At 42.5% G+C, this 23,387-nt stretch carries 20 protein-coding genes; 12 read left to right on the top strand and 8 right to left on the bottom strand.

The window, feature by feature from the left end:
* Positions 1-191 precede the first annotated feature (191 nt).
* Positions 192-1,289: an HD-GYP domain-containing protein gene (locus ACWNM1_RS16500; RefSeq protein WP_449601783.1), complete on the bottom strand. Its 1,098-nt coding sequence runs from the start codon at positions 1,287-1,289 to the stop codon at positions 192-194.
* A 268-nt stretch (positions 1,290-1,557) separates the two neighbouring features.
* Positions 1,558-4,098 carry a DNA gyrase subunit A gene (gyrA, locus tag ACWNM1_RS16505; protein WP_042183783.1) on the bottom strand — a complete coding sequence of 847 codons (2,541 nt, stop codon included), beginning with the start codon at positions 4,096-4,098 and terminating at the stop codon, positions 1,558-1,560.
* Between the two features lie 354 nt (positions 4,099-4,452).
* Between gyrA and ACWNM1_RS16510 the strand changes: the two genes are divergently transcribed.
* Positions 4,453-5,328, top strand: a complete 876-nt coding sequence (locus tag ACWNM1_RS16510; protein ID WP_449601784.1) for a YheC/YheD family protein — start codon at positions 4,453-4,455, stop codon at positions 5,326-5,328.
* Between the two features lie 139 nt (positions 5,329-5,467).
* On the opposite strand, the gene gyrB is transcribed toward ACWNM1_RS16510, so the two are convergent.
* From gyrB to dnaA, 6 genes are all read right to left on the bottom strand, one after another.
* Positions 5,468-7,378, bottom strand: a complete 1,911-nt coding sequence (gene gyrB / locus ACWNM1_RS16515; RefSeq protein WP_042183779.1) for a DNA topoisomerase (ATP-hydrolyzing) subunit B — start codon at positions 7,376-7,378, stop codon at positions 5,468-5,470.
* Between the two features lie 47 nt (positions 7,379-7,425).
* Entirely contained in the window at positions 7,426-7,674 is a 249-nt protein-coding gene (remB, locus tag ACWNM1_RS16520; protein ID WP_036677731.1) for an extracellular matrix regulator RemB, read from the bottom strand.
* 16 nt (positions 7,675-7,690) lie between these two features.
* Positions 7,691-8,809 (bottom strand): DNA replication/repair protein RecF, encoded by a 1,119-nt coding sequence (gene recF / locus ACWNM1_RS16525; RefSeq protein ID WP_042123050.1) that lies wholly within the window; start codon positions 8,807-8,809, stop codon positions 7,691-7,693.
* Between the two features lie 20 nt (positions 8,810-8,829).
* Positions 8,830-9,060: a S4 domain-containing protein YaaA gene (gene yaaA / locus ACWNM1_RS16530; RefSeq protein ID WP_449601785.1), complete on the bottom strand. Its 231-nt coding sequence runs from the start codon at positions 9,058-9,060 to the stop codon at positions 8,830-8,832.
* 48 nt (positions 9,061-9,108) lie between these two features.
* Positions 9,109-10,251, bottom strand: coding sequence for a DNA polymerase III subunit beta (dnaN, locus tag ACWNM1_RS16535; protein WP_042123045.1), 1,143 nt, complete (start codon positions 10,249-10,251; stop codon positions 9,109-9,111).
* A gap of 197 nt (positions 10,252-10,448) precedes the next feature.
* Entirely contained in the window at positions 10,449-11,795 is a 1,347-nt protein-coding gene (gene dnaA / locus ACWNM1_RS16540) for a chromosomal replication initiator protein DnaA (protein WP_042183777.1), read from the bottom strand.
* Between the two features lie 673 nt (positions 11,796-12,468).
* On the opposite strand from dnaA, the gene rpmH reads away from it, so the two are divergent.
* The 11 genes from rpmH to ACWNM1_RS16595 all read left to right on the top strand — a co-directional run bounded on the left by rpmH (position 12,469) and on the right by ACWNM1_RS16595 (position 23,373).
* Positions 12,469-12,603, top strand: a complete 135-nt coding sequence (gene rpmH, locus ACWNM1_RS16545; protein ID WP_039295761.1) for a 50S ribosomal protein L34 — start codon at positions 12,469-12,471, stop codon at positions 12,601-12,603.
* Between the two features lie 290 nt (positions 12,604-12,893).
* Positions 12,894-13,244, top strand: coding sequence for a ribonuclease P protein component (gene rnpA, locus ACWNM1_RS16550; RefSeq protein WP_042193070.1), 351 nt, complete (start codon positions 12,894-12,896; stop codon positions 13,242-13,244).
* A gap of 86 nt (positions 13,245-13,330) precedes the next feature.
* The gene (locus ACWNM1_RS16555; RefSeq protein WP_042193068.1) at positions 13,331-14,197 is read left to right on the top strand and encodes a YidC/Oxa1 family membrane protein insertase; all 867 of its coding nucleotides are present in this window, start codon (positions 13,331-13,333) and stop codon (positions 14,195-14,197) included.
* Positions 14,194-14,928 (top strand): RNA-binding cell elongation regulator Jag/EloR, encoded by a 735-nt coding sequence (jag, locus tag ACWNM1_RS16560; protein WP_042193066.1) that lies wholly within the window; start codon positions 14,194-14,196, stop codon positions 14,926-14,928. Before ACWNM1_RS16555 ends, jag begins: the two co-directional genes overlap by 4 nt.
* A gap of 109 nt (positions 14,929-15,037) precedes the next feature.
* A complete protein-coding gene (gene mnmE / locus ACWNM1_RS16565; RefSeq protein WP_042193063.1) occupies positions 15,038-16,414 on the top strand; it encodes a tRNA uridine-5-carboxymethylaminomethyl(34) synthesis GTPase MnmE in 1,377 nt (458 codons plus the stop codon).
* Between the two features lie 38 nt (positions 16,415-16,452).
* Positions 16,453-18,339 (top strand): tRNA uridine-5-carboxymethylaminomethyl(34) synthesis enzyme MnmG, encoded by a 1,887-nt coding sequence (gene mnmG / locus ACWNM1_RS16570; protein ID WP_042193060.1) that lies wholly within the window; start codon positions 16,453-16,455, stop codon positions 18,337-18,339.
* A 3-nt stretch (positions 18,340-18,342) separates the two neighbouring features.
* Positions 18,343-19,068 (top strand): 16S rRNA (guanine(527)-N(7))-methyltransferase RsmG, encoded by a 726-nt coding sequence (gene rsmG, locus ACWNM1_RS16575; protein ID WP_449601786.1) that lies wholly within the window; start codon positions 18,343-18,345, stop codon positions 19,066-19,068.
* Between the two features lie 411 nt (positions 19,069-19,479).
* A complete protein-coding gene (noc, locus tag ACWNM1_RS16580) occupies positions 19,480-20,295 on the top strand; it encodes a nucleoid occlusion protein (protein ID WP_076285062.1) in 816 nt (271 codons plus the stop codon).
* Between the two features lie 209 nt (positions 20,296-20,504).
* Positions 20,505-21,266, top strand: a complete 762-nt coding sequence (locus ACWNM1_RS16585) for a ParA family protein (RefSeq protein WP_042131728.1) — start codon at positions 20,505-20,507, stop codon at positions 21,264-21,266.
* The gene (locus tag ACWNM1_RS16590; RefSeq protein ID WP_149644927.1) at positions 21,259-22,101 is read left to right on the top strand and encodes a ParB/RepB/Spo0J family partition protein; all 843 of its coding nucleotides are present in this window, start codon (positions 21,259-21,261) and stop codon (positions 22,099-22,101) included. The genes ACWNM1_RS16585 and ACWNM1_RS16590 overlap by 8 nt, the downstream gene beginning before the upstream one ends.
* Positions 22,102-22,212: 111 nt before the next feature.
* On the top strand, positions 22,213-23,373 hold the full coding sequence (locus ACWNM1_RS16595) for an aminotransferase class V-fold PLP-dependent enzyme (RefSeq protein ID WP_449601788.1): 1,161 nt from the start codon (positions 22,213-22,215) through the stop codon (positions 23,371-23,373).
* Positions 23,374-23,387: the final 14 nt, after the last annotated feature.

The following is a 23,387-nucleotide window of genomic DNA, read 5'->3' on the forward strand; positions in this document are numbered from 1 at the left end:
TAACTTCTTTTTGGAGCTCGGCATGTGTATTTCTTGGCCGGACTTAGAATATATCATGTATAGAGATTCATTGCAACACTTTTTTTTAATATAATCTAGAAATAAGAGACTGTGCTATCAATCACCCTTTATATATTGGTATATACCTGTTAGCACAGTCTCATTTATGGAGTCTCTTAATACTTCCTTCTCTAAGCAATGATCTCCTGAATATACAAATCTCGCTCCAACATTAGGTTAACAATCGTACCCTCTACCTTAATCATAGGACGTGTTGGATTAGCACGGTCAGTAAATATGATCTCTCCATGACGTCCATCGCTCAGACGTATTCTGGTTCCATTAAACAAATCGGTACTCTTCTGTATAAAGGTCTGTACAACGACTGGGTCGAGCTTACCGAAGCTTTCTGTCATTATCTGCTCTAACACTAAATAAGGAGACTGTGCTTTTCTATAGGCCCTTTCTAGGGTCATAGCATGGAATATATCTGCTACCGCAACTACTTTAGCGTAAAAATGAATCTGGCTACCTTCTAGCTTAAGTGGGTAACCAGACCCGTCGACCTTCTCATGATGCTGCAATGCAGTCAGTCTTACCCCTTCATTAATCGCTGTGACATTACGCAATAATTGATAACCATATGTAGTATGTCTGCGAACCTCTTCTATTTCAGCACTATTAAGTGACTCCGGCTTATGTAAAAGAGAACTATCTACTTTTGCGTTTCCAATGTCATGTAGTAATCCAGCAAAAGCGATCTGCATCCAATCCTTTTGCGGATACCCGCACCACTGAGCGATCTTATATGATGTTAACGCGGACAGCACCGCATTGTGATAGTTGTAATCCTCGTCTTTTAGCGTACGTGGAGAAAACTTCAACACATGATAATCCTTCAAATGACTAATTAGTAACTCTAATTGACTCCGCAACTCAAAAATAGGAAGTGAGGCTGCCGTTACCGAACGATAGCTGGTCCTAATAAGTGCGATCATTTTTTCATATTCATCATGTAGTGGGGAATTGTTCTTGATCAGCATCGATTCATTTATAATCGCTCCAGCTTTAAGTGCTGTCTGCTTGGCGTTTTTTTTGACAGCATCAGAGTTGCCCTCTCCCTGAACACCTTCGATCTCCACTTGCCCAACCAAAAAAGCTTCTAAAATTTCTAGATCACGGGGGAGTAGTATTTTTCCCTTGGTGAACAAAATCCCCCCCAAAGGTGTATTTACATCTTTGGTTATCTTTGAGCCCGCTTTAACTTCTCCAACCAATACGCTTGGCATATACTCAGCCCCTTAATTTCTATAACAATAAGCTCAGGATTACCGAAATCTAATCTGACAGATAATTTCTGAGAAAATAGTACTTTATATACTGATTTATACTCTATCGGCTAATTATAGTACGGATAAAAGGAAGCGACTAGTGAAATGAAAACTATTCTTATAAAAATTCTCATTAAATTTCATTAAATAACTAGCTATTAATTAATCACAGCAAAAAGAGCAAGGGTCTCTGTAATAGAAGCCCTTGCTCTTTATTGAATATAACCTACTCTAAGTTATCTTCTTGATCCTCAGCGATTGTTTCCGGTTGATCAATATCACCAGATTCATCTACTGTTACTTGTTCCTCGAGGCCTTCCATATCTTCAGACAATTCGTCCTCTTCGTTCTTATCTGCTCTGCACAGAGTAGCCACAGCATCATCCTCGCGGATGTTAATTAGCTTAACCCCTTGCGCATAACGACCCATAGTAGAGATTCCATCCATGCTGGTACGAATTAAGGTACCGCTTGTAGTAATGATCATTAAGTCTTCATCGTTCTTAACGACTTTTAGACCAACTACAGGACCATTCTTCTCAGTGAGATTAATGGTCTTGATTCCTTTACCACCACGAGTCTGGGAACGATAGTCACCGGCTGGTGTCCGTTTACCATAACCCTTGCTAGTAACAATCAGAACCTCAAGCTCCTTATCGACACAATCCATACCGATGACATGGTCATTACTATCAAGCGTAATGCCCTTCACGCCTGTCGCGCTACGACCCATAGAACGAACATCATTCTCTGAGAACGTAATCGACATTCCGCGAGCTGTACCGATAATAAGATTTTGCTGTCCATCTGTCAGCTTAACCTCAATTAGAGAATCCTCTTCACGAAGGTTAATAGCGATAAGTCCGCCTTTGCGGATGTTATTGTAATCCTCAAGTGGTGTCTTCTTCACGATACCTTCGCGGGTAGCAAAGAACAAGTACTTGTCACTATCGGTCTCTTCCACTTGGATTACGGCACTAATCTTCTCACCTTGTTCAATTTGAATCAGGTTGATGATTGGTGTCCCACGTGCAGTACGTCCCAGCTCTGGGATCTCATAAGCTTTAATCCGGTATACCTTACCCTTATCGGTAAAGAACATCAGATAGTTATGAGAGTTACTCACGAAGAGATGCTCCACAAAGTCCTGATCCTTGGTGTCCATCCCCATGACTCCGCGCCCTCCACGCTTCTGACTGCGGTAGGTGCTGACAGGTAGACGTTTGATGTATCCCGTATGTGTAATAGTGATAACAACCTCTTCACGCGGAATAAGGTCTTCATCCAGGATACTTTCTTCACCAACGGTAATCTCTGTCCGGCGTTCATCAGAATATCTATCACGAATATCCTGCAGCTCGTTACTGATGATTTCCAGTACAAGATGCTCATTCGCCAAAATTTCACGGTACTCTGCAATTTTAGCTAGCAATTCGTTATATTCATTCTCGATCTTTTCTCTTTCCAGACCGGTCAGACGCTGCATCCGCATGTCGAGGATCGCTTGAGCCTGCTCTACACTAAGGCTAAAGGTGCTCATTAATCCCTCACGGGCTATGTCCGTTGTCCGAGAAGCACGAATTAACGCAATCACTTCATCCAGATGATCCAGCGCAATACGCAGACCTTCTAAAATATGAGCGCGTGCTTCAGCTTTTTTAAGATCAAATATAGTACGACGACGAATAACTTCAATCTGGTGCTGCAAATAATGATAGAGCACATCACGCAGATTAAGAATTTTCGGCTCGTTGTTCACGATGGCCAGCATGTTGATACCAAATGTAGATTGCATAGAAGTATGTTTATATAGATTGTTCAACACAACATTTGGATTTACATCACGTCTCATCTCAACAACTACACGCATACCGTTACGGTCAGACTCATCTCGAAGATCCGTTATACCCTCGATCCGTTTCTCACGTACTAATTCTGCGATTTTTTCAACCAGTCTTGCCTTGTTTACCTGATACGGCAGCTCATGTACAATGATGCGAGCCTTACCGTTATTCTCTTCAATCGTTGCCTTTGCACGCATGGTCACTGAACCACGCCCCGTACGATAAGCCTGACGAATACCCTCACGACCCAAAATATATCCAGCCGTTGGGAAATCTGGGCCTTGGATATACTCCATCAATTCCATAGGGGTGATATCAGGATTCTTAATCATCGCCTGCACACCATCGATAACTTCACCTAGGTTATGCGGTGGAATATTAGTAGCCATACCTACAGCTATACCAGATACCCCATTAACGAGCAGGTTCGGATAGCGAGCTGGTAATACAACTGGCTCATTCTCTTCACCATCATAGTTGGGTGCGAAATCAACTGTTTCTTTGTTCAAATCTCGAAGCATTTCGCCTGCAATCTTGGAAAGACGGGCTTCTGTATAACGCATCGCTGCAGCCATATCACCATCAATCGAACCAAAGTTCCCGTGACCGTCCACAAGCATATAGCGCATAGAGAAATCCTGAGCCATCCGTACCATTGTTTCATAGACGGCTGAGTCACCGTGAGGGTGGTACTTACCGATAACCTCACCGACGATTCTTGCCGATTTCTTATGAGGCTTATCCGCAGACATTCCAAGTTCCGACATCGCAAACAAAATGCGTCGGTGAACCGGCTTGAGTCCGTCCCGCACATCTGGCAAAGCCCGGCTAACAATGATGCTCATTGCGTAATCCATAAAGGATTCACGCATTTCCACGCCAATGTCCCGATCTTTGACTTGTGGGTTATTTTGTTCAGCCATGAGTTGCTGGACCTCCTTCAGTTAAAAAACCGCTACCCTTAATTATATTACTTTCACAAAAGTAGCACAATTAAACATGATAGCATTTTATCTTCTAATATTGATTTCTTTTGCGCTGATTAGGGTATTCGCCCTTTCCGCAAATGTCTTTAGTACATAGACTGTAAAGACAAGAAACACGGTTTTATTATCCTAGTATCGTTTCATAAGGCAAACCCCATATCCTTATATTATACCATTGTTTAGGTAGCTTGTCCTGATTTTCAGCTGCCAAAGATTATGCTTCCACAGCAAGTTTTGTACAAGGGAATTCAAAAGAGCAAATGCTGCACAAAATTGTTAAGGAGGAAGATAATGAAGATTCAACGAGTCCCAAGTAAATGGGCTAAAACAAAAGTTATCCTTCAAAATCAATCTCTATCTCTATATGTGCCTGATACTCGTAAATATGATTTAAGTGTTCTTAAAGAAATGCTTGCGTTATATGCTATGGTCTATATAAAGCCTGATCGCGGAAGCTTTGGTATTGGTGTAATGAGAGCTGAGCAGCGTACGGTGATTTTAAGTCCTAGCCAGCAGAAGACTGAAAGGACTGTCACCGCCAATAACGAGGAGAGAGAACAGCAAGAAGCACAGGTCCTATATATTCTAAGATATGCAAAGATGGCAGAAGTTTTCTTCTCCCCCGAAGAGCTGCATGAGGCCTTACAGAAACGAATTCAGAACCGTACCTACCTCGTCCAAAAAGGAATTGATCTCCTGCGTCACCAAGATCGTCCCTTCGACCTTCGTGTTCTTGCCCAAAAGTCTCCATCAGGTGCATGGGAAACAACAGGAATGCTCGGAAGAGTAGCTGCCCCTCAGAAAATCGTCACCAATTATCATAGTGGAGGCAGTATTCTGTCAGTAAATACATTATTAAAAAATCATATGAACCCTTCTGAAACACTCTCCACGATTAATCAATTAAAATCTTTAGGCGTACAAATTGCAGGCCAATTGGAAACCACCTATCCAGGAATTAAAGAAATTGGTCTGGATATTGCCATGGATCAACATATGGATATGTGGCTGCTTGAGGTCAACACGCTTCCATCCATTGTTGTATTCAAGTTATTTCCTGATAAATCTATCTATCGTAGAATACACCGCTATGCTGTAGCATACGGACGTGTAAAAGCTAGAAAATCCCCATATACTACCCGCAATAGGCAATATACTAAAGCCTAAAAAATCAGCTCTGAAACCAAAAAAACCTCCAGCATTCTCATTCCGTTAGGAACAGAAGCCGGAGGTTTTATTAAAATATAAGAAAGTATAAGTTTTACACCATACTTTAGGTCTTATATTTCTCGCTTAAATGTAATTCTTACACATCAAGGTATCTGACGCTCTTCGCATGCTCATGGATAAAGTCACGTCTTGGTTCAACATTATCGCCCATCAGCGTATCAAAGATACTATCAGCAAGCATCGCATCTTCAATCGTTACTTGTAGCATCATACGAGCCTCAGGATCCATCGTCGTGTCCCACAGCTGGGTAGCATTCATTTCACCCAAACCTTTGTAGCGCTGAACATTGACCTTAACATTCTCACCAAAAGAGGCGATAATCTCATCACGTTCCTTCTCACTACCTGCATAACGGATCACTTTGTTGCGTTCTATCTTGAACAATGGCGGTTGTGCGATATAGATATAACCTGCATCTACTAGCTTCCGCATGTAACGGTAGAAGAATGTTAACAACAGAGTTCTAATATGAGCTCCATCGACGTCGGCATCCGTCATAATAACGACTTTATGGTAACGAGCCTTCGATAGGTCAAAATCATCACTGATTCCTGTACCAAGAGCAGTAATAATAGCCCGGATCTCGGCGTTGGATAAAATACGGTCTAAGCGTGCCTTTTCTACGTTTAGAATCTTACCACGCAGCGGTAGAATCGCTTGGAAATGACGATCCCGGCCCTGCTTGGCCGATCCACCCGCAGAGTCACCTTCGACGATATACAGTTCGCTGATAGACGCATCCTTGGATGAACAGTCCGCAAGTTTACCAGGTAGTGCACTGACTTCAAGCGCACTCTTACGGCGGGTTAACTCACGAGCTTTCCGAGCGGCTTCTCGTGCACGTGAAGCTGAAAGCGACTTCTCAAGGACACGGCGTGATACTGCCGGATTCTCTTCCAGGAATTCCTGCAATTTCTCTCCGAACAGTGATTCTACTATTCCACGGACTTCACTATTTCCGAGCTTAGTCTTCGTTTGACCTTCGAACTGAGGCTCTGGAATTTTGACAGAAATAATGGCTGTCAATCCTTCACGCACGTCGTCGCCAGTCAGATTTGAATTACCATCCTTCAGCACACCCGCTTTACGGGCGTAATCGTTGATAATACGTGTTAAAGCACTTTTGAAGCCGGATTCATGCGTTCCGCCCTCATGGGTATTAATATTATTCGCAAAAGAGTAGATGTTCTCTGTATACGAATCATTATATTGGAGAGCTACTTCAACCTGAATCATATCCCGTGAGCCTTCCACGTAGATTGGTTCCTCGTGCAGCGCTTCTTTTTTCTCATTCAGATATTTCACATATTCAACGATACCACCCTCATATTTGAACACGTTGGTGACATCGGTCCGCTCATCATGCAGTGAAAGCTCAATTCCTTTGTTAAGAAAAGCTAGCTCCCGAATACGAGTAAGCAGGGTCGCATATTCAAAAACCGTGGTTTCAGTAAAGATTTCAGGGTCCGGATGAAAAGTTGTAGTCGTACCTGTCTCTTCCGTATCTCCAACAACTTTGATCTCATACTGTGGTGCACCACGTCTGTATTCCTGCTGATAAATATGCCCATCACGCTTAACATTAACAACAACCTTCTCAGACAAGGCATTTACTACGGAGATACCCACACCGTGTAAGCCGCCTGATACTTTATATCCGCCGCCGCCGAATTTACCGCCTGCATGCAGTACTGTCATTACAACTTCAAGCGTCGACTTTTTAAGTTTTTCATTTTCACCTACAGGTATGCCACGTCCATTATCGATAACAGTAATCCCGTTATCCTCATGAATAATCACTTGAATCCGGTCACAATAACCTGCTAGGGCTTCATCGATACTATTATCTACGACCTCCCACACCAAGTGATGGAGACCTTTAGAACTAGTGGAACCAATATACATGCCCGGACGTTTCCGGACAGCTTCTAGCCCTTCCAGTACCTGAATCTGGCTCTCATCATATGTCGGTTGATTCATTGACATGCCTTCACCTACTTCTTTCAGATTATCTCTTTGTTACTAAACGCAAGTTATATTTCGAGCAAAATTTTGGCTCTTTTTTTGAGAGTGGAGGAGGAAATGGGGGAGTAATACACGATATTTTTAGTTACGACAATAGATTTTGCTTCCTCTTCACCAATCCGCTCAAGCTTCTTGTCCTGCTCAGAGTGAATGACGAATTGCTTAGACACCTTGGAAGATTTCTCAATCGAAATATCAAATATTGCAATTAACTCCGAAGAGCGAATAATCTTCTCCCCGCCCAAATGAATATACATGATCTTCCTCCGCTCTTTATAACTCCACTTTTCCATCATGAACATGATATAGGCTGGCGCCCTTTAATTTATCGGCATTCAGACCCTCAATCCCGGTAGCGGTAATGAATGTCTGTACCTTGCTTTGAAAGGTTTCAATAAGCTGGGTCTGTCGGTAAGGATCAAGCTCGGATAAAACATCATCAAGAAGCAGCACAGGATATTCTCCGATTTCTTCATGGATCAGCTCGATTTCCGCCAGCTTGAGCGATAAAGCCGTTGTACGCTGCTGTCCCTGAGAACCGTAGACCTGAGCTTCCCTTCCGTTGATAAAAAAGGACAGGTCATCCCGATGGGGACCCGTCAGCGTCATGCCGCGCCTGATTTCTTGTTCTCTCGTTTGTGATAACTTTAACATAAAATTGTCTAATAAGACAGCTTCATCTTCCTCATCCCGATCGCCGAAAGAGGGGACATAGAGCAATTTCAGTTCTTCTCCGCCGTTCGTAATCCCCCGGTGTATGCTTTCAGCCCATATTTGCAGCTTCTTTATGAATTGTTTCCTTTTTTTTACGATTTTAACACCGTGCTCCACAAGTTGAGCATCCCAGATTTCCAAAAGGTCTTTTCCCGCTGCCTCTTTCCCCCACAACTGCTTCAGCAAATTGCCCCTTTGTAAGAGAATCTTTTGATACTGCTGGAGGTGAAATAGATAACTGGGCTGGACTTGGCCAATCTCCATATCGAGAAAACGCCGTCTGATGCCAGGTGTGCCTTTGACTATCTCTAAATCTTCCGGTGCAAACATGACCACATTGAGTGATCCCACAAACTCACTAAGACGTCGTTGTTCTAGACCGTTAATCTTAGCTTTTTTTCCTTTGGCAGATAGGGTGAGCTCTAGCTTGAGATCGCCGTACTTACGTTCTACCTCGGCAATGATCTGAGCAGCGTCTCCAGGGGCATCGAATGAGATAAGTTCGCGATCCTTCGAGGTGCGGTGGCTTTTGGTCATCGCCAGGACGAACAATGCCTCCATGAGGTTTGTTTTGCCTTGGGCGTTCTGACCCAGAATCAGATTCACATCGCCCAAGCTCTCCAGACGCAGCAGCCCGTAATTCCGATAATGCTGCAGACCGATATTTTTAACAAACACGAAATGGTTCCTCCCCTAGCCTACTCCTCTTTGACTCCTCCGTCTTCAACCTGAAATGTGCCGTTATCCTGCACTTCAATTTGATCACCCGGATAAAGTTTTCTTCCGCGCCGTTCCTCTATTTCTCCGTTAACAAGTACATGTCCTTCTTGCAGCAAAGCTTTAGCCATTCCACCTGTGGATACACAATCAGAAAGTTTCAGGAATTGATCCAGCTTAATATATCCACTGTGGATAAGTATTTTTTTCATGGTTTTTATCCTTTCAGCCACTTATCCACATGTTCATGAATGTTGGCATTAATTTGTTGTACGGTAAGGCAAAATAATATACAAGCTATTGGTTTGATCGAGCGGCTTCAAAATGATCGGGCTCATCATTCCTGTAAATGCTATTACAAGCTGCTCACTCTCAATAACTTTTAGGACATCGAGCATATATTTGGAGTTGAAAGATATTTTGAGCGGTTCACCTTTGAAATCAATGACTTCAAGTTCTTCACGAACTTTACCAAGCTCAGAAGAGCTAGAAGAAATTTCAATACCACCTTGCTCGAGCGTCTGCATGCGCACAATATTGGTTTTTTCTTCGCGGGACAGCAAATAAGCGCGATCAATCGATTCGCTTAATTTTTTTGTGTCCAAAGTTAGTTCTGTTTTGTAGGTTGTTGGAATAATTCTAGAAGTATCCGGATAAATTCCATCAAGGATCCGTGAATAGAACAGTACTTTGTCGATTTTAAAGAGAACTTGATTGTCCGCAACCACAATATCAACGAGCATATTTTGATCAGGAATAATTTTGCTTAGCTCATTAAGGGTTTTACCGGCGATTACGATATTTGCAAATTGGACATTCTCCGTACCTTCTAGTCTTGCTGCTCTTGTAGCTAAGCGGTGACGGTCTGTCGCTGTAAACTTAAACTCATTATCAGCCAGATTCCACAGTATACCTGTTAAAATCGGAGTTGTCTCTTGGGTAGAAATAGAAAAAGCCGTTTGTTTAATCATATTTTTCAGCAAATCACCTGGTAGGGAGATAGTATCGTTCTCCTCAATACTCGGTAGCACCGGGAATTCTTCAGGGTCTAAACCTACGATCTGAATCTCAGTGGATCCAGAAGAAATATACGTTTGGAATCCTTCTTTAACTTCCATGTGAATCTCTTTGGAGGGCAGCTTCTTAATAATCTCGACGAAAAATTTAGCGGGAAGAACAACACTTCCTGGCTGATCTATCTTCACGATCGTATGGCTGTCATTCTCTGCTGGAATAAACGATTGAATCGAAATATCGGTGTCGCTTGCAGTTAATGTGACGCCTTGGTGGCTAACTTCCAGTTTAATACCGGTCAGAATAGGGATGGTGGTTCTACTGGAGATAGCTTTGGATACGTGTTGAATGGATTCGTTGAGTTCATTTTTAAGAATGCTTATTTTCATGATTTCACTCCTAGCTGAAAAATTGGGAATTTCGTTGTATTGGTATCTCTTTATTACGCGTCTTTACATGATGAATTATTATAGTTATTTAATAGTATTAGTAGTAGGGGCGTCTAATATGTGGATAACCCTATCAAATAGCATAAAATTAAGCCTACCCACATGTGTATAGATTGTGTATAGGCTCTTTGTTCCTCTTAGGAAGGATTTTTAATTTTCTCCGCAAGATTATTTACCACTTTGTACAACTCCTGATCGACCTTTAATGACTGTGTAATTTTATCATGCGCATGAATTACGGTCGTATGGTCACGTCCTCCGAATGCCTCACCAATCTTAGGGAGCGAATAATCGGTTAGTTCACGGGAGAGATACATTGCAATTTGACGTGGAAAAGCTACGGCTTTCGTACGTTTTCGCGCTTTGAAGTCTTCAAGGCGTAAATTGTAGTATTCACCGACTTTTTGCTGAATATCAGCGATGGTAATCATCTTAGGCCGGCTGGAAGGAATAATATCTTTGAGTGCTTCCGCTGCCAAATGAGTGGTTACATCCTGGTTAGTTAGCGAAGAGTAAGCAACAACCCGGATTAATGCACCCTCCAGCTCACGAATATTGGTGTCAATCTGGTTAGCAATATACATCATGGCCTCATTAGGGATATCAAGGTTCTCTGCCTTCGCCTTTTTGCGCAAAATCGCAATTCGGGTTTCTAGATCGGGTGGTTGAATATCCGTAATCAAGCCCCACTCAAACCGGGAACGTAGCCGTTCTTCCAGTGTGGGAATTTCCTTTGGCGGTCGGTCGCTGGAGATGATAATTTGCTTGCGTTCTTCGTGGAGCGCATTGAACGTATGAAAAAACTCCTCCTGCGTGGACTCTTTTCCAGCGAGGAATTGAATATCGTCAATAAGCAAAATGTCAACGTTACGATACTTATTGCGGAAACTTTCACCGCGGTTATCACGGATTGAATTGATAAATTCATTCGTGAATTTCTCTGATGAGATGTAAATAACCTTGTTATTCGGGTTATGTTCTAGAACATAGTGCCCAATGGCATGCATTAAATGGGTTTTGCCCAGACCTACACCACCATATAAAAACAAGGGATTGTATGCTTTGGCCGGCGCTTCGGCTACTGCCAGTGAGGCTGCATGCGCAAAACGGTTGCCGGAGCCGATTACAAAAGTGTCAAAAGTGTACTTGGGATTGAGTAGATGCGTTTGCGCTTCTTCTCGTGATACTACGGGAGTGGGAGCGGATTGTTGAACCACAAGCTCAGGCGGCTTGCTTTCTTCAATCACGAATTTTACATCCACTTGTTTCCCAGTGACTTCGTAGACCGTTGCTCCTACTAGTTTGGTGTAGCGACTTTCCAGCCATTCTACTGCGAACGTTGTAGGTGCCGAGATAATGAGAACCTGGGAGTTGAAGGTTATCGCTTTAGTAGCCTTAAACCAGGTATCAAAGCTCGGCTTGCTTAATTTGGTTTGAATAATCGATAAAATTTGCTGCCATAATTCGGAAGTATGGCTGTCCACAGACTGTCACTCCTTTAAATCTTCCAAATGTGGCATCAGCCATGAAGTGGAAATGTCGAAGAAAATAGGTTGGTGCTGATATTTATCCCCAGTAGGCAATATGAAGAGACAAAAAAATATGGATAAATTTGATTTGTTCACAACTTTATCCACAGCTTGTTGATAATTAAGAGAACAAACAAATCTATTCACATTCAAAAGTAATACCATCATAGCAAAACGCCCCTTATTTTTCAATGAGCAGGGCTATTTTATCCACAAATTCAAGCACTTGTGTACAATTATTAGGAACACCACTACATATTGTTGATAATTTGTTTACGGTTCGACACTTTACGCCAAAGCTTCGATAATTTTATACACAGGTTGTGCTCATCTGTGAGTAGTCGACTTTATTTTTTGATCACAGGTGGATAACTGTCATATCTTGTGGATTACTTTTTTTCTAATGGGAGTTGTGGATAAGCGGCTTGAATTAGAGGGAGGGTCTGGAGCCAGCAGTAGGTTGACTTTTGCGCATAAAATATGTTTAAATATATAAAGGTGTTTTCTGTAAGGATATGTCTCGATAATTAAATGATGATTCATGTAGATACTGTCCCTACTATAAGGACGGCTTAGACCGTTTCTGCTTATATGACAGTAATTAAGTTCCTGTAAGGGAGGTGCAATTATGAGACCGACATTTAGACCAAATGTGAGCAAACGCAAGAAGGTTCACGGTTTCCGTAAAAGAATGAGCACGAAAAACGGCCGTAAAGTGCTGGCAGCTCGCCGCTTGAAAGGCAGAAAAGTTTTGAGTGCGTAAGTTAGGCCACTAAGGGACCACTCCGGTGGTCTTTTTTTACTGCTTTTTATTATTATTTGCTCTGCAAACGACTAGGATCTCGCTTAATGCGCTAGCTACACTTTGCGGGGCTATTTAACGTATATACAGAATTATTTTGTGAGAAGTTGAGAATATTTTTCTTTCTATAATATAGAAGGGAAATTTCAGCGTTGTAGGCGCGTCGTTTATGGCGACATCCAAATGACTATACTATTAGAAGAAAAAAATTCGGAACGATACTTTTAACCGGATTTATGAAGGAGATTCCCGTGCACAAAAAGTTACGATTACGAAACCGTGCCGACTTCAGTCGTGTATATCGCCATGGGAAGTCATTTGCGAATCATCAATTTGTAGTGTATTGGTTTAGCAAAAAAGAGGTAGAGCGATTTAGAGTTGGGGTATCGGTCAGTAAAAAGGTTGGAAACGCGGTTGTCCGTAACCGAATGAGAAGATTGGTCAAGGAAATCGTTCGTCATCATGAACCTGAAATTGCAGGTGGACTCGATATGGTGTTTATCGTAAGAAAAGGAGCGCTTTCCATGGAATACGCAGAGCTCGAAAAAAGCGTGCTGCATGTACTGCGCAAAGCCAAGCTACTCAAGGCTTCCCGCAAATAAAGGACGCATAAGAGGCTTGTTTATTTGTATTCATAATTATGGTATGATTTACGGTGGAATGGAATGTTCAAGAGAGGGGTTTTGAAGTGTCTCTAATGAAGACTAGACGGGGAAAATGGTTTCTCCTCATCACAGTGATGGTGTTGTCGTTAGCTGTTCTGTCGGGATGCGCTCCGTCAGCTGCTGTTACGCACACTACGGAGGATTTAAAGAATGGAGGCTTCTGGCAAAGTAATGTAGTGTATTATTTCGCCATTGCCTTGGACAAGTTTGCTGATTGGTTTAACGGAGAATATGGTTTAGCCGTACTTGTGATGGTTATTATTGTCCGCACGTTGATTCTTCCGCTTACGATTAAACAGGTGAAGAGCTCGCGGGCAATGCAAGCCATTCAACCGGAACTCCAAAAGATCCAGAAAAAATATAAAGACACACCTGAAAAGGTGCAGCAAGAAACGATGCGTTTGTTCCAAGAGAATAAGGTTAATCCAATGGCGGGTTGTTTACCGCTGATCGTACAAATGCCTATCTTTATCGCTCTCTACAACTCGATCTACTATAATCCACATCTACGGGAGCACTCCTTCTTATGGCTGGAGCTAGGTAAGCCGGATCATCTGTTTATCTTACCAGTGCTTGCAGCATTAACAACATTTATACAAACAAGAATGATGACTAAAATGAACCCGATGCAACAACAAGGGCCAATGCAGTTCATGATGATGATCTATCCAGTTCTGATATTCGTTATGTCCTACAACTTCCCAGCAGCATTGCCGCTATACTGGGTTTACAGTAACATTTACACTATTGTTCAGAACTATTTCTTATATCGCAACAACGATAAACATAAATTGGCAATCGCAAGTGCTGTGAAAAGTACAGATGACTCAACTGCTGTGAAGAGTAAAGGCGGCAGTAAAGCATCGAAGGGAGCCAAAAAGTCAAAATGAGCAAAGTCGTCGCAACAGGGAAAACCATTGAAGAAGCTGTAGAACGGGGACTAACCCAGCTTGGAGTTCAAAAGGACCGGGTAACGGTCAACGTACTTGAGCAGCCATCAAGAGGATTCCTGGGATTGATCGGTGCGAAAGGTGCCAAGGTTGAGTTAACCTTGATAGCCGAAGCCGCACCGGCATCAGCGGCGAGTGCTCCGTCACTGCCTCAGCAGTCAACAAGAGAGAGCAAACAGGAGGCTAACGGCGGTGTGCCACGCCAAGATTCCGGACAACCGGTGGAGGAAGCTTACCAAGAAGCCGTTCATTTCATTGTGGATGTCGCTAAGAGCATGGGGCTCGAAGTGGAAGTCGAAATCGTCCACACCAAGGAATCCACGATACTGCAGATATCAGGCCCAGATTTGGGACTGTTGATTGGTAGAAGAGGACAAACTCTCGATGCTCTGCAGTATTTGGCTAATATCGTAGCTAATCGTTACTCCGACAGTTTTATACGGCTTGTGCTAGATGCGGAGAACTTCCGTGAGCGGCGTAAAAAAACTCTCGAAGAGCTGGCTGATCGTTTAGCTAGTCGTGTCATTCGGACTCGTAAAGAGGTAGTACTGGAACCGATGTCACCTCAGGAGCGGAAAATTATTCACTCCAGATTACAGGATCATCGGCAAGTGAATACCCTTAGTAAGGGCGAAGAGCCAAATCGCCGCGTCGTTATAACTTTGAAGTAAAGACTATATGATGCAATGACTCCTTGACCAATGTAAGGGGTCATTGCTTTTTTAACAATATAAGACCGTTTATGATCAAAAAAATATAGGTTTTGGGGTGAAAAACAGCATGCTTAGTGACACCATTGCTGCCGTATCGACGGCATTAGGCGAGGGAGGAATTGCTATTATTCGGGTAAGTGGCCCTCAGGCTATTTCCCAAGTGGCGCCTTTGTTTCGTAGCCGAGTTCCGTTAACTGAAGCGGAATCGCATACCGTTCATTATGGGCATATCGTTAGTCCTGATAACGGAGAGAAGATGGAAGAAGTACTTGTAACCGTAATGAAGGGCCCACGTTCTTTTACGACCGAGGATGTAGTAGAGATCAGTGCTCATGGGGGTGTGATTTCTGTAAGAAGGGTGATGGATTTACTTCTTCAGCAGGAGATAAGGTTAGCCGAGCCGGGTGAGTTCACCAAGCGTGCTTTCTTGGGTGGACGTATTGATTTATCACAGGCTGAGGCGGTTATTGATCTCATTCGCTCGAAGTCGGATCGTGCGTTTTCTGTGGCTTTAAAGCAGGTTAGTGGATCCTTGTCGGATCGAATTCATGCTTTGCGCCATACACTTATTGAGATGCTGGCTCATATCGAAGTGAATATAGATTATCCAGAGCATGATGTAGAATCCATGACAGCTGAGTTTATTAAAGATAAAAGCAGTGAAGTGATGGAAGGAATCACAAAGCTTCTTAAGACTTCTAATGAAGGGAAAATTCTTCGTGAGGGGATAACGACAGCTATAGTTGGTCGTCCCAATGTTGGTAAATCTTCTTTATTAAATGCGTTAGCACGTGATAACAAAGCGATTGTAACAGATATTCCTGGTACAACACGTGATGTCATCGAAGAATATATAACGATAAACAACATTCCGCTTAAGCTGCTTGATACGGCGGGAATTCGTGAAACGATGGATGTAGTGGAGAAGATTGGCGTAGAACGTTCCAAGGCGGCAGTTAGTGATGCGGATCTGATTCTACTTGTGCTAAATGCCAACGAAGAGCTGCATGAGGACGAATTGGCATTGATGGAACAAATCCACGGTAGACAATGCCTAGTGATCATGAATAAAATGGACTTACCACCCAAACTGGATAAGGATAAGTTGCTCTCATTCTTTGAGGAGTCCAACATCGTACCGATGTCCGTTCTGGAAGAGGAAGGTCTAGACAAACTTGAAGATGCCATTTCGACACTCTTTTTTGGTGGAAAGCTGGAATCGGGTGACTTGACATATGTAAGTAATGTGAGACATATTGCACTGCTTAAAAAAGCCTATAAATCACTACAGGATGCATACGATGCGGCGGAACAGTATATTCCAATTGATATGATTCAAATCGATGTACGGCTAGCATGGGAACAACTCGGTGAAATTATAGGCGATACGGCAGCGGACTCGTTGTTAGATCAAATATTCTCACAATTTTGTTTAGGAAAATAGGTTTTACATTTTAATATAACATTAGGGGGAAACAGGACATGAGTTATGATGGAGGCAACTATGACGTAATCGTCATTGGCGCCGGTCATGCCGGTTGCGAAGCAGCTCTAGCGTCAGCACGAATGGGCTGCAGCACGTTGATGATCACAATTAACCTGGATATGGTTGCATTCATGCCCTGCAATCCGTCCATAGGCGGACCTGCCAAAGGACATGTGGTGCGTGAGATTGATGCGCTAGGCGGAGAAATGGGCCGTAATATAGATAAGACTTTTATTCAGCTTCGTATGCTTAACACAGGGAAGGGACCTGCGGTGCATGCATTGCGTGCACAAGCTGATAAGTTCTTGTACCAACATACAATGAAGGAAACGATGGAGAAAACGCCTAATTTGACGCTTCGTCAAGGGATGGTTGAGCGTTTAATCGTTGAGGATGGACGTTGTGCGGGTGTAGTTACGAAGACAGGAACGGAATACCATAGTAAGACAGTTATCCTGACTACAGGTACTTACCTGCGTGGTAAAGTGATCATGGGTGAACTGACATATGAGAGTGGACCTAACAATCAACAGCCATCAGTGAAGCTGTCTGAGAATTTGCGGGAGCTTGGTTTTGAATTGGTGCGTTTTAAGACAGGTACACCACCACGTGTACATCGCGATACGATCGATTTCTCGAAGACAGAAATTCAACCCGGCGACGATGAGCCTAAATTCTTTTCGTTTGAAACGAAATCATCCAACAATGAGCAGCTTCCTTGTTGGTTAACTTATACCTCTGAGGTTACTCATCAGATTATTAATGACAACCTTCATCGTGCGCCGATGTTTACAGGTATTATTGAAGGAACAGGTCCACGTTATTGCCCATCTATTGAAGATAAAGTAGTAAGATTTAGTGATAAATCTAAGCATCAGATCTTTTTAGAGCCAGAAGGAAAAAATACATCGGAATACTATGTACAAGGTCTGTCGACTAGTCTTCCTGAGGATGTACAGCTGGCGATTCTGCGTTCCATCCCTGGTATGGAAAAGGTAGAGATGATGCGTAACGGCTATGCTATTGAATATGATGCAATGGTTCCTACACAGCTATGGCCATCTCTTGAAACTAAACGTCTACCAGGTCTTTTCACTGCTGGACAAATCAATGGTACTTCCGGTTATGAAGAAGCAGCTGGACAAGGTGTAATGGCTGGAATTAATGCAGCGCGCAAAGTGCAAGACAAAGAACCCGTAATCTTAGATCGTTCACAGGGATACATTGGTGTACTCATTGATGATCTGGTGACTAAAGGCACTAATGAACCTTACCGTCTGCTTACTTCACGTGCAGAATATCGTTTGTTGCTTCGCCATGATAATGCAGATCTAAGACTTACACCTATCGGTTACGACATTGGTTTGATCACACAAGAACGTTTCGATAACTTCACGGATAAAAAAGAACGGGTGGAGCGTGAAATTGTTCGTCTGCAAGAGACAAAGGTTAAACCTGTCGAGGTAAACCATGTACTAGCGCAATATGAATCGGCACCTATTGTAGACGGCAGTAATTTGCTTGTTTTGATGCGGCGTCCAGAGCTTGTATATAGCTTCGTAGATCAAGTCTCGCCATCACCGGAAATGCTGGATGCAGAAATGAAGGAGCAAGTGGAAATCCAAATCAAATATGCCGGATATATTGAAAAACAGCTCCAACATGTGGAGCGCTTGCAAAAGATGGAGAAGAAGAAAATTCCAGATGACATTAATTATAATGAAATCCATGGATTAGCGATGGAAGCGCGGCAGAAGCTGACTAAGATCCGTCCAATCTCTATCGGGCAGGCCTCTCGGATTGCGGGAGTCACACCTGCCGACATTTCTATTCTCCTCGTATATCTCGAGCATTACAACCGGGTAACTGCGGCGAAAGGATAATCTATGGATAATACGGAAGTTCAATTCATACAGCTTTTACAAGAAAGAGGCATTACACTTTCAGCAGAACAATTGGAGCAATTCGATCTTTACTATAAGGAACTCGTATCGTGGAATGAAAAAATGAATCTCACTGGAATAACAGAGCGTGAGCAGGTTTACACGAAACATTTTTATGATTCGATCTCTCTAGCCTTTTTCCTTAATATCAATGAGATAAACAATTTGGCAGATATCGGTTCGGGAGCCGGGTTTCCAGGCATTCCACTTAAGATTTGTTTTCCACATTTAAAACTTACGATCATTGATTCATTAAGTAAAAGAATCTCTTTTCTGCAGCATGTCTGTACTACGTTGAAATTAACTGATGTGCAATTGATTCATGGGCGTGCGGAGGATATTGCCCGGCAATTCAAGCATCGTGACGCCTATGATTTGGTGACTGCGCGTGCGGTGGCAAGATTATCCTTGTTGAATGAGTTTTGTCTTCCTTTCACACGTAAGGATGGAGTTTTCGCTGCTATGAAGGGAAGCGATCCATCAGAAGAATTAAGTGAGGCGAAGTACAGCTTAAAAGAGCTTCGTGCTCAACTTGGTAAAGTAGAGTCATTCAGCTTGCCTGTGGAAGAGTCGGCACGACATATTGTCATTATTCGTAAGACAGGTGCCACTCCTGCTAAGTACCCACGAAAAGCGGGGATTCCTGCCAAAACACCACTTATCAAATAATGTTTCACGTGAAACATTATAGATTGGCAAATATATTTAAGGTCATCTTCTTTTTAGAGGATGACCTTTTTTTGAGTGGAATTGCGATTATGATCTTAAATGAACGTTAATTAAAAGATAAACTAAATTGATATGTTTATTAAGCGGCTATCATTATGAAAATGCAGGAAAAATAGGTCTTTACGGAGAATATGATTATGTAGAGAAAAGTGATAGAATAGCATAGTAGACTTTTAATTTTGTATATAACTCCTTCTCTGTACTCTTGTTCGAAAGAAGGAGAGATTATGATGCCTGATAGCTGCAGGCCATTTCATAATATCAGAATGTTTTTTATTGCTGTACGATACGCTTTCCGAGAAGAAGGTCAAGAAGATCGTACTATAACGAAATTAGGTGGTTATGAACGGAATGAAAGAACAATTTACCAAGCTATTTGGATTTACCGAGCGGAGCAGCGGAGAAGAAATTAAACAAATACCAGTTCATGAGGTCATTAGCAGTCCTTACCAACCACGGACGATATTTGATGACGACAAGATCGATGAGTTGTGCCAGACGATTAAAACTCATGGGGTCATTCAACCCATTGTTGTACGCATGCGAGATTCCGTGTACGAGATCATCGCAGGTGAACGACGCTGGCGTGCGGTCAAAAAGCTTGGTTTAGAGACGATTCCAGCCATTGTTCGTGAATTCAATGATTCACAGGCCGCATCTATTGCGCTTATAGAAAACTTACAGCGTGAGGGCTTGACCTCTATTGAAGAAGCTGTTGCTTATCAAAAGTTAATTGATCTTCATCAATTGACGCAAGAAAGCTTAGCACAACGACTAGGTAAAAGTCAGTCTACCATAGCTAATAAAATTCGCTTACTTAATTTACCTGAAGAGGTTAAGACGGCGTTAATGGAGCGTCAGATTTCTGAAAGACATGCACGTTCATTATTATCACTCGATAGTGTGGAGATGCAACTGAAAGTGTTGGCAGAAATCATTTCAAAAGGCTTAAATGTTAAACAAACAGAAGCTCGTATTGCTTTCTATAAACAAGTCTCACAAACTAAAAAATCAAAGCGGGTCTCCTATACCAAGGATGTTCGTCTAGCTCTTAATACAATTCGTCAATCTATTGATATGGTGTCAGGCTCAGGGATGGAAATCAAAACGTCAGAAAATGACCGTGGTGACCATTACGAGATTGTAATCCAAATCCCCAAAAGATAAATTGTTTCAAAAGCTAAAGGCGGCCTTGAGGTGATTGGCCGCCTTTGGTGTGGCTAGAACCGGGATGTGTTGGCCAGGCCTGTAATTTAAAGTTCCAGTATATAATAGTTGTCTATATTCTTCATAAAGTGTGACGCTATATCAGCGTCAGGAACATTTGTACTTGCGATCTACGAGAAGATTCTTCCTAACTATTCGAGGTGAAATAAGTGTCCAAGATTATTGCCATAGCAAATCAAAAAGGCGGTGTCGGTAAAACAACAACCTCCGTGAACCTAGGTGCCGGTATGGCTACATTAGGAAAAAGAGTGCTTCTAGTTGATATCGATCCTCAAGGTAACACTACTAGCGGCGTTGGCGTCAACAAGGCGGACGTGGCGAATTGTATATATGACATTCTTATAAATGAGGTAAATCCTCTAGAAACCATACTGGAAACTCAAAATGAAGGACTGCATATCATTCCGGCGACCATTCAATTAGCGGGTGCGGAAATCGAGTTAGTATCGACGATTTCCAGAGAGCTAAAGCTAAAAAAGGCGCTGAATGCGGTTAAAAACAATTATGATTATATTATCATCGATTGTCCTCCTTCACTTGGCATTTTAACAATCAATTCCCTTACTGCAGCGGATTCGGTAATCATCCCGATCCAGTGTGAATATTATGCGCTTGAGGGTTTGAGTCAGCTTTTAAACACCGTTCGTCTGGTGCAAAAGAATCTCAACCCCCATCTGAAGATAGAGGGAGTATTATTGACTATGCTTGATGCCCGGACCAATCTGGGAATTCAAGTGATAGAAGAGGTTAAGAAGTATTTCCAAGAGAAAGTATATAGAACGATTATTCCTCGGAATGTCCGGTTAAGTGAAGCACCTTCACATGGACAATCCATTATCACTTATGATCCTCGCTCTAAAGGAGCGGAAGTGTATTTAGAGTTGGCAAAGGAAGTGATTTCTTATGAGTAAACGTTTAGGAAAAGGTCTGGATGCGCTGATTCCATCTTTATCTATTAATGAAGATGATAAGGTAGTTGAGATCCCTTTAGCTCAACTTCGGGCTAATCCATATCAACCGCGCAAAGATTTTAATGAAGAGGCCATTCAAGAACTAGCGGAATCTATCAGACAACATGGCGTGATTCAGCCGATTATTGTTCGTAGCGTATTGAAGGGGTATGAGATCATTGCCGGCGAACGCAGATTCCGTGCCTCGCAATATTGTGGCAAAGCTACAATTCCGGCAGTCGTTAGAAACCTTAGTGATCAACAGGTCATGGAGATAGCATTAATCGAGAACTTGCAACGTGAGAACTTAAATGCAATGGAAATTGCAGTGGCTTACCAAGGCCTAATGGATCAGTTTTCACTCACGCAGGAAGAACTCTCGCTTAAGGTAGGAAAGTCCAGATCACATATCGCCAATTTCCTGAGATTGCTTTCTTTACCTGAAGAAGTAAAAGAATATGTTTCACGTGGAACAATGTCAATGGGGCATGCGCGGGCAATTGTTGCTTTAAAGGATCCAGAAGTAATTAAACAACTAGCCGAACAATGCGTGGAACAACAGTGGAGTGTAAGAGAGCTAGAAGAAACAGTGAAGAACTTGGACCGAAAACCTACTAATGGAGTTAAAGTCAAAGTTATTAAACGTGATCCCTATATTGATAATGTAGAGGAAGTATTGCGTGAACGTTTTAAAACAACGGTGAAAATAAAACAGGGCAAGGAAAAAGGGAAGATTGAACTGAATTACTACAGTGCTCAGGATTTAGAAAGATTGTTGGAATTATTGGGTAACTAAATGGGTATCTATGCCAAGAACATATCCTGAGATATCCTTAATCGGATAATTAGGGGTATGTTTTTTTTGAATAAGTTGATTAAAAAAGGGTAATAGGCGAGGAGCGAGGTTATGGAAGACTTCGTATATCTGGATCATGCAGCTACTTCGTGGCCTAAACCACCAGAGGTTGCAGCTGCGATGATGAATGCTTTGCAGTCAGGAGCGAATGCTGGTAGAGGTAATTACTCGCTAGCGATAGGAAGCGGTCGAGTGTTAGTAAGGACACGGAATGTGCTGGCGGGATTGTTCGGTGTATCTAATGCGCAAGATATAGCTTTTACCCATAATACTACAATGAGTTTGAATATGGCGATCAGAGGGACGCTTAAAGCGGGAGATCACGTGATTTCAACGATGACAGAACACAATTCTGTGAGACGGCCGCTGGAATACTTGCGTAAGACACTAGGGATAAAAGTTGATTATCTAAAAGTGGATCGTGAAGGGCAATTGGATTTAAAAGAACTAAAAAGTGCTTTCCAACCGAATACCAAAATGGTGATCTGCAATCACAGCTCTAATTTACTAGGAAGTATACTCCCTATCGGTGATATTGGTGATATCGTTAAATCGCATGATGCTGTGTTTCTAGTGGATGCAGCTCAAAGTGCAGGCTCACTTGATATTGATGTTAAAAAAATGAATATAGACTTATTAGCATTTCCGGGGCATAAAGGGCTGCTTGGACCACAAGGAACTGGCGGGCTTTATATATCACCTGAATTGGATCTTGAACCCTTAATGCATGGAGGGACAGGTAGTCAATCTGAAAATAGTGAACAGCCCTCTGTTCGTCCAGATCGGTATGAAGCGGGGACGCAAAATACGGTAGGGATTGCCGGTTTACTAGCAGGTGTTCAAAAGGTACAATCTTTAGGGATAAGCATGATTCATGAAAAAGAATGGACATTAACCCAAAGACTAATGGAGGGGTTGTCCCACATTCCAGGCATTAGACTATTAGGGCCCTCACTAGGGGCGCCAAGAACCGGTATTGTATCGTTTGTAGTAGATGGAGAAGAGTCGGCGAATATTGCTTACCGTCTAGATCGTGATTATAAAATTGCGGTCAGAGCGGGTATGCATTGTACCCCTTTGGCACATAAGGCGGTTGACACGCTAGAGAGTGGTGCTGTTCGGGCGAGTGTAGGTGTAGATACGACAGAGCATAATATAAGCAGAATGCTGGCTGCTATGGATGAGTTATATGGCAATGCCCGCAGCAGATGAATAAAAAGGATGGT

Source organism: Paenibacillus sp. Marseille-Q9583 (genome assembly GCF_976954365.1).

Excerpts from the sequence above, each read along its gene's own strand:
- ACWNM1_RS16500 (WP_449601783.1), bottom strand. The coding sequence starts at position 1,289 with ATGCCAAGCGTATTGGTTGGAGAAGTTAAAGCGGGCTCAAAGATAACC.
- gyrA (WP_042183783.1), bottom strand. The coding sequence starts at position 4,098 with ATGGCTGAACAAAATAACCCACAAGTCAAAGATCGGGACATTGGCGTG.
- ACWNM1_RS16510 (WP_449601784.1), top strand. The coding sequence starts at position 4,453 with ATGAAGATTCAACGAGTCCCAAGTAAATGGGCTAAAACAAAAGTTATC.
- gyrB (WP_042183779.1), bottom strand. The coding sequence starts at position 7,378 with ATGTCAATGAATCAACCGACATATGATGAGAGCCAGATTCAGGTACTG.
- remB (WP_036677731.1), bottom strand. The coding sequence starts at position 7,674 with ATGTATATTCATTTGGGCGGGGAGAAGATTATTCGCTCTTCGGAGTTA.
- yaaA (WP_449601785.1), bottom strand. The coding sequence starts at position 9,060 with ATGAAAAAAATACTTATCCACAGTGGATATATTAAGCTGGATCAATTC.
- dnaN (WP_042123045.1), bottom strand. The coding sequence starts at position 10,251 with ATGAAAATAAGCATTCTTAAAAATGAACTCAACGAATCCATTCAACAC.
- rpmH (WP_039295761.1), top strand. The coding sequence starts at position 12,469 with ATGAGACCGACATTTAGACCAAATGTGAGCAAACGCAAGAAGGTTCAC.
- jag (WP_042193066.1), top strand. The coding sequence starts at position 14,194 with ATGAGCAAAGTCGTCGCAACAGGGAAAACCATTGAAGAAGCTGTAGAA.
- mnmE (WP_042193063.1), top strand. The coding sequence starts at position 15,038 with ATGCTTAGTGACACCATTGCTGCCGTATCGACGGCATTAGGCGAGGGA.
- mnmG (WP_042193060.1), top strand. The coding sequence starts at position 16,453 with ATGAGTTATGATGGAGGCAACTATGACGTAATCGTCATTGGCGCCGGT.
- rsmG (WP_449601786.1), top strand. The coding sequence starts at position 18,343 with ATGGATAATACGGAAGTTCAATTCATACAGCTTTTACAAGAAAGAGGC.
- noc (WP_076285062.1), top strand. The coding sequence starts at position 19,480 with ATGAAAGAACAATTTACCAAGCTATTTGGATTTACCGAGCGGAGCAGC.
- ACWNM1_RS16590 (WP_149644927.1), top strand. The coding sequence starts at position 21,259 with ATGAGTAAACGTTTAGGAAAAGGTCTGGATGCGCTGATTCCATCTTTA.
- ACWNM1_RS16595 (WP_449601788.1), top strand. The coding sequence starts at position 22,213 with ATGGAAGACTTCGTATATCTGGATCATGCAGCTACTTCGTGGCCTAAA.